This is a genomic window from Pseudochrobactrum albidum (genome assembly GCF_051851455.1).
Classification (GTDB): Bacteria; Pseudomonadota; Alphaproteobacteria; order Rhizobiales; family Rhizobiaceae; genus Pseudochrobactrum.
Map to the genome: position 1 here is coordinate 308,590 of NZ_JBPVTR010000021.1, position 10,006 is coordinate 318,595.

Here is a 10,006-nt window from a genome sequence, read left to right on the forward strand (position 1 = left end):
TGAAATCAATAGGCATAAAGTTGAAAACGGCGGCACTAAGGCCGCCGTCTTGAAGAAATTTCCGAGGCCTTATTCGGCAGAAGCTGGCTGCGGTAATTTTACCGAACCGCCGGCTTTTTCGATCTTTTCAACTGCCGCTTTGGAAGCGCCAGCCGCTTCAATTACCAGTTTTGTGGTAATTTCACCGTCTGACACAACGCGGAAGCCATCTTTTGCACGGCGCACAAGACCAGCTGCAATCAAGGCTTCAGTCGTGACAGAAGCTTTAGCATCCAGCTTGCCGGCATTTACAGCTTCCTGGATGCGACCAACTGACACAACATTGTAGCTCTTTGCAAAAATATTGGTAAAACCGCGCTTTGGCAAGCGACGGTAAATTGGCATCTGACCACCCTCAAAACCATTGATGGATACGCCGGAACGGGATTTCTGCCCCTTCACACCACGACCACCGGTTTTGCCGGAACCTGAACCAATACCACGGCCAACGCGCTTGCGTGCCTTGGTTGCACCCGGATTTTCACGCAGTTCATTAAGTTTCATGATAATTCTCCTGCGCTCTGATCAAGCCTCATCCACAATGCGGACGAGATGCTGAACCTTGGCAATCATACCACGAACGGAAGGTGTATCTTCCAGCGTGCTGCGACGGCGCATTTTATTAAGACCCAGACCAACGAGCGTTGCGCGCTGTTCTTTTGGGCGACGAATTGGGCTACCAATCTGTTCAACGGTAACCGTCTTGCCTTTTGTCGAAGACATAACTTTGTTCCTTAACTCGTAAGGCGAGCCAAACGGCTCTCACCCCTAATGGTTACTCTTCACCGGCAACAACGTCATGACGACGAGCCTGCAGGGTCGAATACTTGATACCACGCTGTGCAGCGATATCTTTCGGGTGCATCTGATGCTTCAGGGCATCAAAAGTTGCACGCACCATATTATATGGATTGGAAGAACCGAGCGACTTGGCCACAACGTCCTGAACACCAAGTGTTTCAAAAACCGCACGCATCGGACCACCGGCAATAATACCCTTACCGGCAGGAGCAGAGCGAAGCAGAACTTTACCGGCACCGTGACGTCCCTGCACATCATGATGCAGCGTACGACCAGAGCGCAGCGGAACAAAAATCATGTCGCGCTTGGCCGCTTCAGTTGCCTTACGGATCGCTTCAGGCACTTCCCTCGCCTTACCATGACCAAAACCTACGCGCCCTTTCTGATCACCAACAACCACGAGAGCCGCAAAGCCGAAACGACGACCGCCTTTAACAACTTTGGCAACGCGGTTGATGTGAACCAGCTTATCTACGAATTCGCTGTCGCGCTCTTCGCGCACGCGATCTTCGCGATTACGTTCTTTCTGTGCCATTTCCTAATTCCTTTTTCTTTTCCGGAAGCACAAATGAAAAACATTTACAGCAATAATCTGCAAACGCACAAATCAGCACCCAGAATCTCCTCCCCCGTCAAACGAAGGTTGAGATAAGGGTACCTACATCAGATCAAAAGCCACAAGCTTTTGTTTTTATGATGCAAAATCCATTTTACAAAACCGAATGCGAGTCATGATCAACTCACTTCGTCTGTAATACAGAAAAAATGCCGTCAAATGCAAGCACCTGACGACATTTTTAAGCTTTTTAGAAGCTGAGGCCAGCTTCGCGTGCAGCGTCAGCAAGAGCTTTTACACGGCCGTGGAAAATATATGCACCACGGTCAAATACAACTTCTGCCACACCGGCTTTAGCAGCGCGTTCTGCAACCAGCTTGCCAACGGCAGCAGCTGCAGCACTGTCTGCACCGGTCTTGAGTGATTTTTTCAAATCAGCATCAAGAGTGGAAGCAGCAATCAGTGTATGACCGCGTACATCATCGATAATCTGTGCATAGATATTCTTTGAAGTACGGTGTACGCTCAGGCGCAGGCGGCCATTCGATACAGCTTTGAGCTGACGGCGAACGCGTGCAGCACGGCGCTGAATAGTTTTTTTCGGCGATGCCATAACACGTGTTCCTTATTTCTTCTTACCGGCCTTGCGGACGATAACTTCACCGGCATACTTAACGCCCTTGCCCTTATAAGGCTCCGGCGAACGGTATTCACGGATTTCAGCAGCAACCTGACCAACAACCTGCTTATCAATACCGGATACAACGATTTCAGTTGGCTTCGGAGTTGAGACAGTAATGCCGGCAGGAACATCGTAAATAACTTCATGGCTGAAGCCCAGCGAAAGCTGAAGGTTCTTGCCCTGCATCGCAGCACGGTAACCAACACCGGAAATTTCGAGTTTCTTTTCAAAACCGTCTTTAACACCGGTGAAGATGTTATTGATCATGGTACGGGCCATGCCCCATTTAGCGCGCGCATCTTTCGACTGCGACAGAGGAGCAACGCTGACAGCGCCGTCTTCCATCTTCACGCTTACTTCATCACTTACAACGAACTTAAGTTCGCCCTTGGTGCCTTTGGCAGTAACAGTCTGACCATCAACGCTGGCGGTCACGCCTGCCGGAACCGGCACGGGTTTTTTACCGATACGAGACATTGTTAACCCTGTCCGTTTCTATGTTCACTGCAAAGCCACATCAGAAGATGCGGCAGAGCAGCTCACCACCAACGTTTTGCTCACGAGCCTGATGATCTGCCATCACACCCTTAGGGGTGGAAAGAATGGAGATACCCAGTCCGTTAGCGACCTGAGGAATCGACTTTACTGAAACGTAAACACGACGACCCGGCTTGGAAACGCGAGTCAATTCGCGGATAACCGGCATACCTTCGTAATATTTCAGTTCGATTTCGATTTCGGACTTGCCGTTTTCAAAATCAGTCTGTGTATATCCGCGGATATAACCTTCAGCCTGCAGCACATCCAATACACGTGCACGCAATTTTGAAGCCGGAGTTGTAAGCTTGGTCTTTCTACGACCGATAGCATTACGGATGCGGGTCAGCATATCGCCGATAGGATCTGACATAGTCATATTATAACTCCCTTACCAGCTCGACTTGACGACGCCTGGCACCTGACCGAGCGAACCCAGCTGGCGCAATGCAATACGCGACATCTTAAGCTTGCGGTAGAAACCGCGCGGACGTCCGGATACTTCGCAACGATTGCGAATGCGAACCTTGGAGGAGTTACGTGGCATCTCAGCCAGCTGAATGGTAGCGCGGAAACGCTCATCCAGAGGCAGAGACTGATCCATAACAATTGCCTTCAAACGTGCACGCTTCTCAGCATGACGCTTAACCAACTTTTCGCGGCGCTTGTTTTTTTCGACTGCGCTAGTCTTGGCCATTTTTGATTACCTCGCTACGCTTGCCGTTACTGGCGGAACGGGAAGTTGAAGGCACGCAGCAATGCGCGGGCTTCATCATCCGTCTGTGCAGTCGTGCAAACGATGATGTCCATGCCCCAGATCTGATCAACTTTATCATAGTTGATTTCCGGGAACACGATGTGCTCTTTGATACCCATGGCAAAATTGCCGCGACCATCAAAGCTCTTAGGATTCAGACCGCGGAAGTCGCGAACGCGTGGCAACGCAATCGTGATCAGGCGATCCAGAAATTCATACATACGATCTGACCGCAGGGTCACTTTCGCACCGATCGGCATGCCTTCACGGAGCTTAAATGTAGCGATCGAATTGCGTGCACGGGTGACAACAGCCTTCTGACCGGCAATAAGAGCCAGATCTTCAGCGGCACGTGCAGGCTTTTTGGAGTCAGCAGTGGCTTCGCCAACACCCATATTGATTACAACCTTTGAAATGCGCGGAATCTGCATTTCGTTGCTGTATTTGAACTCTTCAAGCAAAGCTTTACGGATTTTATCCTTATAAAGCGTCTTGAAGCGTGGTTCGCTTTTTGCTTCAGCCATCGATCTGCTCTCCGGAACGTTTTGCTACGCGCACCTTCTTGCCGTCCTTTACAACAAAACCAACGCGGGTTGGCTTGCCGTCTTTCGGATCAGCAATGGCCAGGTTTGACAGATGGATTGCGGCTTCCTTGGAAATAATGCCGGCTTCCTGTGTCTGTGTCTGGCGCTGATGGCGCTTAACAATATTAATACCGCTTACGAAAGCCTGATCTTCTTTCGGCAAAACCTTGATCACTTCACCGGTACGACCCTTGTCCTTACCGGCAAGCACAACAACGCGGTCGCCTTTGCGAATCTTTTGCATCGTCGAACTTCCCTTACAGAACTTCCGGAGCCAGCGAGATGATCTTCATGTGGCTCTTAGCGCGAAGTTCACGCGGAACCGGTCCGAAGATACGTGTGCCGATAGGCTCTTTCTTGTTATCAATCAAAACAGCGGCATTGTTATCAAAGCGGATAACACTGCCGTCCGGGCGACGAATGTCCTTGGCTGTACGAACAACAACCGCCTTCATTACGTCACCTTTTTTAACGCGGCCACGAGGAATCGCTTCCTTGATGGACACCACAATGATGTCACCAACGGAAGCGTATTTCCGTTTCGAGCCGCCCAGCACCTTGATGCACATGACACGACGTGCGCCGGAATTATCCGCCACGTCGAGGTTTGTTTGCATCTGAATCATGACTGGCCGCCTTCTTCTCTCTCAGCTGGTTAAGGGCTCCTGCCCTACCTAAGCTGCGTGTTTCATGTTAGCCCGTTAGTTAGTTCGAAAGAACTACCCAACGTTTGTCTTTCGAAATCGGAGCAGATTCCTGAATGGAAACCTGATCACCGACCTTGAACTGGTTGTTCTCGTCATGCGCTTTATACTTCTTGGACTGACGAACAATCTTCTGAAGCAGCGGATGCGCAAAACGGCGCTCCACCTTAACAACGACAGTCTTGTCGTTCTTGTCGCTGACGACAACGCCCTGCAGAATGCGTTTAGGCATGATACTTGTTCCTTATGCCTTGCTTTCGGCCGCCTTCTGGCGGGCAATAGTCTTAATACGTGCGATATCGCGGCGAACCTGTTTCACACGTGCGGTTTTTTCAAGCTGACCGGTGGCCTTCTGAAAGCGCAGGTTAAACTGCTCTTTCTTCAATCCACCCAACTCTTCTGTCAGCTGGTCTAGGCTTTTAGCCCGGATGTCTGCGGCTTTCATAGCTGTCTCTCTTATTCGGCGATGCGTGCAACAAAACGCGTCTTGATCGGCAGCTTCGCAGCTCCGAGGCGGAGCGCTTCACGTGCCACATCTTCGGGTACGCCGTCAAGCTCAAACATAACACGACCCGGTGCTACACGTACTGCCCAATAATCAACAGAACCCTTACCCTTACCCATACGGACTTCGGTAGGCTTGGACGTCACTGGCAGATCCGGGAAGATACGGATCCATACGCGACCGGCACGCTTCATGTGACGGGTGATGGCGCGGCGAGCGGCCTCGATCTGACGAGCGGTAACGCGTTCAGGTTCAAGAGCCTTCAGGCCGAAAGCACCAAAATTGAGATCCGTACCGCCCTTGGAAGCACCGTGAATACGGCCCTTGAACTGCTTACGGAACTTTGTGCGCTTAGGCTGCAACATTGTTCTCTACTCCAATATTCTAACCGAAAACGCTTGAAATCAAGCGTTTTCGCGGCGGCGGTTCGACTGTGAACCCTGAGCGTCGCTCTCAGTGGCGCGACGTTCGGAAGCCATTGGGTCATGCTCAAGGATTTCACCCTTGAATACCCAAACCTTCACGCCGCAGATACCGTAAGCGGTCTGTGCTTCAGCTGTACCATAGTCGATATCAGCACGCAGAGTATGAAGCGGAACGCGACCTTCACGGTACCATTCCATACGTGCAATTTCTGCACCGCCAAGGCGACCCGAGCAATTGATACGGATACCTTCTGCGCCAAGGCGCATGGCAGACTGAACAGCACGCTTCATAGCGCGACGGAATGCCACACGGCGTTCCAGCTGCTGAGTGATCGACTGGGCAATAAGAGTGGCATCAACTTCCGGCTTACGTACTTCAACAATATTCAGCACGGTTTCGGAGTTGGTCATATCAGACAGCTTCTTGCGAAGCTTTTCGATATCTGCACCCTTTTTACCAATGATGATGCCCGGACGAGCCGAGTGAATGGTCACGCGGCATTTTTTGTGCGGACGTTCAATCACGATTTTGGAGATCGCAGCCTGCTTGAGTTCTTCAGTCAGGTATTTGCGAATCTTCAGATCTTCATGAAGCAGTTTACCATATTCACCGGTATTCGCATACCAACGCGAATCCCAGGTACGGTTGATGCCCAGACGAAGACCGACCGGATTAATCTTCTGGCCCATTATGCGGCCTCCCCTTTTTCGGCGACTTCGCGGACGACGATGGTCAGGTGAGAGAACGGACGCTCAATCCGGCTCGCCTTACCGCGGCCACGCACATGAAAACGCTTCATGACGATTGATTTGCCAACAGAAGCTTCCGCGACGATCAAAGCATCAACATCGAGGTCGTGATTGTTTTCTGCGTTGGCGATTGCCGATTCAAGCGTCTTCTTCACAGTTTCCGCAATCCGCTTGCGCGAGAATGACAGATCAGCGAGAGCCGCATTCACTTTCTTGCCGCGAATCATGCTCGCAACAAGATTCAGCTTCTGCGGGCTGACACGAATCGTGCGGGCGACGGCTTTCGCCTCGTTATCCTTAAGCTGGCGCGGAGCCTTGGCCTTGCCCATAGTTACTTCCTCTTCGCTTTCTTGTCCGCACCGTGACCGTAATAGGTACGGGTTGGAGCGAATTCACCGAACTTATGTCCGACCATTTCTTCGGATACGGACACCGGTATATGTTTATTACCGTTGTATACGCCGAAGGTCAGGCCCACGAATTGCGGCAGGATCGTGGAGCGGCGGCTCCAGATCTTGATAACCTCATTACGACCGCCGGAGCGTACCTTCTCAGCTTTCTTGAGAAGATAGCCGTCAACAAACGGTCCTTTCCAAACTGAACGAGCCACTTTAGACTACCTCTCTTACTTCTTACGCTGATGACGCGAACGCATGATGAACTTGTCCGTCGCCTTGTTCGAGCGTGTCTTCTTGCCCTTCGTAGGCTTGCCCCACGGAGTAACAGGATGACGGCCACCCGATGTACGGCCTTCACCACCACCATGCGGGTGATCAACCGGGTTCATGGCAACGCCGCGTACATGAGGACGCTTGCCGCGCCATACCGAGCGACCGGCCTTACCATCATTGGTGTTACCGTGATCCGGGTTGGATACGGCGCCAACAGTTGCCAGACAGCCCGAATGAACCAGACGCTGTTCACCGGAATTCAGGCGCAGAATTGCCATACCCTGATCGCGGCCTACGAGCTGCGCATAAGTACCGGCGGAGCGGGCGATCTGACCACCCTTGCCCGGCTTCATTTCCACATTGTGGATAATGGTGCCGACAGGCATTGCGCTGAGCGGCATCGCATTGCCAGGCTTCACGTCAACCTGTGCGCCGGAAATAACCTTATCGCCGACTGCAAGGCGCTGCGGAGCCAGAATATAGCTCAGCTCACCGTCTTCATAACGAATAAGCGCGATGAATGCGGTGCGGTTCGGGTCATATTCAAGACGTTCAACAGTTGCAGGCACATCGTGTTTCGTACGCTTAAAATCAATAAAGCGATACGTACGCTTGTGACCGCCACCCTGAAAACGAACAGTGATACGACCGGTATTGTTACGACCGCCCTTCTTGGACAGACCTTCGGTCAATGCCTTGACCGGCTTGCCCTTGAAGAGCTCCGAGCGATCCACAATGACCAGCTGACGCTGGCCAGGAGTGATCGGATTATAGTGCTTGAGTGCCATTGTCTTTACTCCACGGCCTCTCAGAGACCAGTCGAAACGTCGATGCTCTGGCCTTCAGCCAAAGTTACGATCGCTTTTTTGACATCGCTCTGGCGCCCGACAATGCCGCGGAACCGCTTCACCTTGCCTTTGCGCACAGTGGTGTTCACAGCTGTAACTTTCACGCCGAAAAGCGCTTCAACTGCAGCTTTGATCTCTGGTTTCGTGGCCTTGCGGGCTACGTTAAAGACGATCTGGTTAAATTCGGAAACCATAGTCGACTTTTCGGTAATGACCGGGCTAACGATCACATCATAATGACGAAGATCTGTCATTTGAAACGCTCCTCGAGGGCTTCGACAGCCGCCTTGGAAAGGACGAGCTTGCCACGGCGAAGAATGTCGTAAACGTTGATGCCCTGTACCGGCAATACATCAATATTAGGAATATTGGATGCAGCCAGTTTGAAGTTGGCGTCGATTTCCGAACCACCGATCAACAGTGCATTTTCAAGACCAAGCTTGGCAAACTGGTTTACCAGAAGTTTGGTTTTGGCTTCTGCTGCTGCCAGATCATCAACAATGATCAGATCAGAGGCTTTAACCTTGGCCGAAAGGGCGTGACGCAGGGCAAGAGCGCGAACCTTCTTCGGAAGATCATGCGCATGGCTGCGTGATACAGGGCCATGAGCCTTACCACCGCCACGGAACTGTGGTGCACGAGCGGAATGGTGACGGGCACGGCCGGTACCTTTCTGCTTGTACATTTTTGCACCTGTACGTGCAACTTCACCACGGGTCAGGCTCTGATGCGTACCCTGCTGACGGCGTGCGAGCTGCCAGAGGACAACACGCTGAAGGATGTCATCGCGCGGCTCCAGACCGAAGATTTCTTCGGAAAGCTGCACTTTGCCGGCATCCTTGCCTTCAAGTGTAGTAATTGTGAGATCCATTATTCGGCTCCCTCAGTCGCTGCAGCTTCTGCAACCACAGCAGCTTCTACCTTAGCTTGGCGCAAGCCAGCTGGCTTAGGAGCATTTTCCGGCAGCGACACCTTTACCGCATCACGCACATAGATCCATGCACCCTTGGAACCAGGAACAGCACCGCGAACAAGGATCAGGCCGCGGTCAGTATCGGTCGAAACGACTTCGATATTCTGCGTGGTAACACGGGTCTGCCCCATGTGACCGGCCATTTTCTTGCCCTTGAATACTTTACCCGGATCCTGACGCTGACCTGTCGAACCATGGGAACGATGCGAAATCGAGTTACCATGGGTTGCACGGCCACCGCCGAAATTATGACGCTTCATAACACCGGCAAAACCTTTACCGATTGTTGTACCTGTAACGTCAACTTTCTGACCAGCTACGAAATGATCAGCTGTAATTTCTGCGCCGACTTCCAGAAGATTTTCTTCGGAAACGCGGAATTCAGCTACTTTCGCCTTTGGTTCGACCGAAGCCTTCGCGAAATGGCCGCGCAGAGCCTTGGTCGTGTTTTTCACCTTGGCCAATCCAACGCCAAGCTGTACGGCTGTATAGCCGTTCTTTTCTACTGTACGCTGAGCTACCACGTGGCAGTTCTCCATGCGGAGGACTGTCACCGGCACATGTTCTCCGGCGTCTGTATAAACGCGGGTCATGCCCAGCTTCTGTGCAATAACACCTGAACGCATCGGTTCGTTCCTTCCGTCCTCAAGCCTTACAGCTTGATCTCGACATCAACACCAGCCGACAGATCCAGCTTCATCAGCGCATCTACAGTCTGCGGGGTTGGGTCAACGATATCGAGAAGACGCTTGTGCGTGCGCATCTCGAACTGCTCGCGGCTCTTCTTATCGATGTGCGGCGACCGGTTAACTGTGAACTTTTCGATCCGTGTTGGCAGAGGGATCGGTCCGCGCACATTGGCACCGGTACGCTTGGCAGTCGACACGATTTCCCGCGTCGAAGCGTCAAGGATCCGATGATCAAACGCCTTAAGGCGAATGCGGATGTTTTGACCGTTCATTTGATCTGTTCCTTGTTACGCGGGACGTCCGGAGCGGGATAAACCCGTTGCCGGACGCCCCTGCACAAATCTATTATTCGATGATCGAAGCGACGATACCGGCACCAACGGTGCGGCCACCTTCACGGATCGCGAAACGCAGCTTTTCTTCCATGGCGATCGGCACGATCAGCGCAACATCAACAGTTACGTTGTCACCAGGCATAACCATTT

Annotated in this window: 22 protein-coding genes; all 22 read right to left on the reverse strand. The window is 52.0% G+C overall.

The window, feature by feature from the left end:
* Positions 1 to 69 precede the first annotated feature (69 nt).
* Entirely contained in the window at positions 70 to 543 is a 474-nt protein-coding gene (gene rplO, locus ACSTTO_RS07190; protein ID WP_439272469.1) for a 50S ribosomal protein L15, read from the reverse strand.
* A 21-nt stretch (positions 544 to 564) separates the two neighbouring features.
* Positions 565 to 762, reverse strand: a complete 198-nt coding sequence (gene rpmD, locus ACSTTO_RS07195) for a 50S ribosomal protein L30 (protein WP_439272470.1) — start codon at positions 760 to 762, stop codon at positions 565 to 567.
* 52 nt (positions 763 to 814) lie between these two features.
* Complete coding sequence (gene rpsE, locus ACSTTO_RS07200) at positions 815 to 1,375, reverse strand: 30S ribosomal protein S5 (protein WP_439272471.1); 561 nt, start codon at positions 1,373 to 1,375, stop codon at positions 815 to 817.
* A 271-nt stretch (positions 1,376 to 1,646) separates the two neighbouring features.
* The gene (gene rplR / locus ACSTTO_RS07205; protein WP_439272472.1) at positions 1,647 to 2,009 is read right to left on the reverse strand and encodes a 50S ribosomal protein L18; all 363 of its coding nucleotides are present in this window, start codon (positions 2,007 to 2,009) and stop codon (positions 1,647 to 1,649) included.
* Between the two features lie 12 nt (positions 2,010 to 2,021).
* Positions 2,022 to 2,555: a 50S ribosomal protein L6 gene (gene rplF, locus ACSTTO_RS07210; protein ID WP_439272473.1), complete on the reverse strand. Its 534-nt coding sequence runs from the start codon at positions 2,553 to 2,555 to the stop codon at positions 2,022 to 2,024.
* Positions 2,556 to 2,595: 40 nt separating this feature from the next.
* Entirely contained in the window at positions 2,596 to 2,994 is a 399-nt protein-coding gene (gene rpsH / locus ACSTTO_RS07215; protein ID WP_439272474.1) for a 30S ribosomal protein S8, read from the reverse strand.
* Between the two features lie 12 nt (positions 2,995 to 3,006).
* Entirely contained in the window at positions 3,007 to 3,312 is a 306-nt protein-coding gene (rpsN, locus tag ACSTTO_RS07220; RefSeq protein ID WP_121993351.1) for a 30S ribosomal protein S14, read from the reverse strand.
* 26 nt (positions 3,313 to 3,338) lie between these two features.
* Positions 3,339 to 3,896, reverse strand: coding sequence for a 50S ribosomal protein L5 (gene rplE / locus ACSTTO_RS07225; RefSeq protein WP_439272475.1), 558 nt, complete (start codon positions 3,894 to 3,896; stop codon positions 3,339 to 3,341).
* Positions 3,889 to 4,200, reverse strand: a complete 312-nt coding sequence (gene rplX, locus ACSTTO_RS07230; RefSeq protein WP_439272476.1) for a 50S ribosomal protein L24 — start codon at positions 4,198 to 4,200, stop codon at positions 3,889 to 3,891. The genes rplE and rplX overlap by 8 nt, the downstream gene beginning before the upstream one ends.
* Positions 4,201 to 4,213: 13 nt before the next feature.
* A complete protein-coding gene (gene rplN, locus ACSTTO_RS07235) occupies positions 4,214 to 4,582 on the reverse strand; it encodes a 50S ribosomal protein L14 (RefSeq protein WP_022710948.1) in 369 nt (122 codons plus the stop codon).
* Between the two features lie 79 nt (positions 4,583 to 4,661).
* The gene (gene rpsQ / locus ACSTTO_RS07240; protein ID WP_439272477.1) at positions 4,662 to 4,892 is read right to left on the reverse strand and encodes a 30S ribosomal protein S17; all 231 of its coding nucleotides are present in this window, start codon (positions 4,890 to 4,892) and stop codon (positions 4,662 to 4,664) included.
* A gap of 12 nt (positions 4,893 to 4,904) precedes the next feature.
* Positions 4,905 to 5,105 (reverse strand): 50S ribosomal protein L29, encoded by a 201-nt coding sequence (gene rpmC, locus ACSTTO_RS07245; RefSeq protein ID WP_439272478.1) that lies wholly within the window; start codon positions 5,103 to 5,105, stop codon positions 4,905 to 4,907.
* 11 nt (positions 5,106 to 5,116) lie between these two features.
* Positions 5,117 to 5,530 carry a 50S ribosomal protein L16 gene (rplP, locus tag ACSTTO_RS07250; RefSeq protein ID WP_439272479.1) on the reverse strand — a complete coding sequence of 138 codons (414 nt, stop codon included), beginning with the start codon at positions 5,528 to 5,530 and terminating at the stop codon, positions 5,117 to 5,119.
* A 39-nt stretch (positions 5,531 to 5,569) separates the two neighbouring features.
* Complete coding sequence (gene rpsC / locus ACSTTO_RS07255) at positions 5,570 to 6,280, reverse strand: 30S ribosomal protein S3 (RefSeq protein ID WP_439272480.1); 711 nt, start codon at positions 6,278 to 6,280, stop codon at positions 5,570 to 5,572.
* Positions 6,280 to 6,669 carry a 50S ribosomal protein L22 gene (gene rplV / locus ACSTTO_RS07260; RefSeq protein ID WP_439272481.1) on the reverse strand — a complete coding sequence of 130 codons (390 nt, stop codon included), beginning with the start codon at positions 6,667 to 6,669 and terminating at the stop codon, positions 6,280 to 6,282. Before rplV ends, rpsC begins: the two co-directional genes overlap by 1 nt.
* A gap of 2 nt (positions 6,670 to 6,671) precedes the next feature.
* Positions 6,672 to 6,950, reverse strand: coding sequence for a 30S ribosomal protein S19 (gene rpsS, locus ACSTTO_RS07265; protein WP_439272482.1), 279 nt, complete (start codon positions 6,948 to 6,950; stop codon positions 6,672 to 6,674).
* A gap of 15 nt (positions 6,951 to 6,965) precedes the next feature.
* The gene (gene rplB, locus ACSTTO_RS07270; protein ID WP_439272483.1) at positions 6,966 to 7,799 is read right to left on the reverse strand and encodes a 50S ribosomal protein L2; all 834 of its coding nucleotides are present in this window, start codon (positions 7,797 to 7,799) and stop codon (positions 6,966 to 6,968) included.
* A gap of 20 nt (positions 7,800 to 7,819) precedes the next feature.
* Entirely contained in the window at positions 7,820 to 8,113 is a 294-nt protein-coding gene (locus ACSTTO_RS07275; protein ID WP_022710940.1) for a 50S ribosomal protein L23, read from the reverse strand.
* Positions 8,110 to 8,730 (reverse strand): 50S ribosomal protein L4, encoded by a 621-nt coding sequence (rplD, locus tag ACSTTO_RS07280; protein ID WP_439272484.1) that lies wholly within the window; start codon positions 8,728 to 8,730, stop codon positions 8,110 to 8,112. Before rplD ends, ACSTTO_RS07275 begins: the two co-directional genes overlap by 4 nt.
* Entirely contained in the window at positions 8,730 to 9,458 is a 729-nt protein-coding gene (rplC, locus tag ACSTTO_RS07285) for a 50S ribosomal protein L3 (RefSeq protein WP_439272485.1), read from the reverse strand. The genes rplD and rplC overlap by 1 nt, the downstream gene beginning before the upstream one ends.
* 26 nt (positions 9,459 to 9,484) lie before the next feature.
* Positions 9,485 to 9,793 (reverse strand): 30S ribosomal protein S10, encoded by a 309-nt coding sequence (gene rpsJ, locus ACSTTO_RS07290; RefSeq protein WP_002964363.1) that lies wholly within the window; start codon positions 9,791 to 9,793, stop codon positions 9,485 to 9,487.
* A gap of 73 nt (positions 9,794 to 9,866) precedes the next feature.
* The coding region (locus ACSTTO_RS07295) for an EF-Tu C-terminal domain-related protein (protein ID WP_500690824.1) at positions 9,867 to 10,006 on the reverse strand (140 nt) is incomplete at its 5' end.

Bases quoted from the DNA above. Each gene is read 5' to 3' on its own strand.
- rplB (WP_439272483.1), bottom strand. From the start codon at position 7,799: ATGGCACTCAAGCACTATAATCCGATCACTCCTGGCCAGCGTCAGCTG.
- rpmC (WP_439272478.1), bottom strand. From the start codon at position 5,105: ATGAAAGCCGCAGACATCCGGGCTAAAAGCCTAGACCAGCTGACAGAA.
- rplN (WP_022710948.1), bottom strand. From the start codon at position 4,582: ATGATTCAGATGCAAACAAACCTCGACGTGGCGGATAATTCCGGCGCA.
- rplF (WP_439272473.1), bottom strand. From the start codon at position 2,555: ATGTCTCGTATCGGTAAAAAACCCGTGCCGGTTCCGGCAGGCGTGACC.
- rpsH (WP_439272474.1), bottom strand. From the start codon at position 2,994: ATGACTATGTCAGATCCTATCGGCGATATGCTGACCCGCATCCGTAAT.
- rplP (WP_439272479.1), bottom strand. From the start codon at position 5,530: ATGTTGCAGCCTAAGCGCACAAAGTTCCGTAAGCAGTTCAAGGGCCGT.
- rplR (WP_439272472.1), bottom strand. From the start codon at position 2,009: ATGGCATCGCCGAAAAAAACTATTCAGCGCCGTGCTGCACGCGTTCGC.
- rplD (WP_439272484.1), bottom strand. From the start codon at position 8,730: ATGGATCTCACAATTACTACACTTGAAGGCAAGGATGCCGGCAAAGTG.
- rplE (WP_439272475.1), bottom strand. From the start codon at position 3,896: ATGGCTGAAGCAAAAAGCGAACCACGCTTCAAGACGCTTTATAAGGAT.
- rpmD (WP_439272470.1), bottom strand. From the start codon at position 762: ATGTCTTCGACAAAAGGCAAGACGGTTACCGTTGAACAGATTGGTAGC.
- rpsN (WP_121993351.1), bottom strand. From the start codon at position 3,312: ATGGCCAAGACTAGCGCAGTCGAAAAAAACAAGCGCCGCGAAAAGTTG.
- ACSTTO_RS07275 (WP_022710940.1), bottom strand. From the start codon at position 8,113: ATGACAGATCTTCGTCATTATGATGTGATCGTTAGCCCGGTCATTACC.
- rpsE (WP_439272471.1), bottom strand. From the start codon at position 1,375: ATGGCACAGAAAGAACGTAATCGCGAAGATCGCGTGCGCGAAGAGCGC.
- rplV (WP_439272481.1), bottom strand. From the start codon at position 6,669: ATGGGCAAGGCCAAGGCTCCGCGCCAGCTTAAGGATAACGAGGCGAAA.
- rplC (WP_439272485.1), bottom strand. From the start codon at position 9,458: ATGCGTTCAGGTGTTATTGCACAGAAGCTGGGCATGACCCGCGTTTAT.
- rpsC (WP_439272480.1), bottom strand. From the start codon at position 6,280: ATGGGCCAGAAGATTAATCCGGTCGGTCTTCGTCTGGGCATCAACCGT.
- rplX (WP_439272476.1), bottom strand. From the start codon at position 4,200: ATGCAAAAGATTCGCAAAGGCGACCGCGTTGTTGTGCTTGCCGGTAAG.
- rpsJ (WP_002964363.1), bottom strand. From the start codon at position 9,793: ATGAACGGTCAAAACATCCGCATTCGCCTTAAGGCGTTTGATCATCGG.
- rpsQ (WP_439272477.1), bottom strand. From the start codon at position 4,892: ATGCCTAAACGCATTCTGCAGGGCGTTGTCGTCAGCGACAAGAACGAC.
- rplO (WP_439272469.1), bottom strand. From the start codon at position 543: ATGAAACTTAATGAACTGCGTGAAAATCCGGGTGCAACCAAGGCACGC.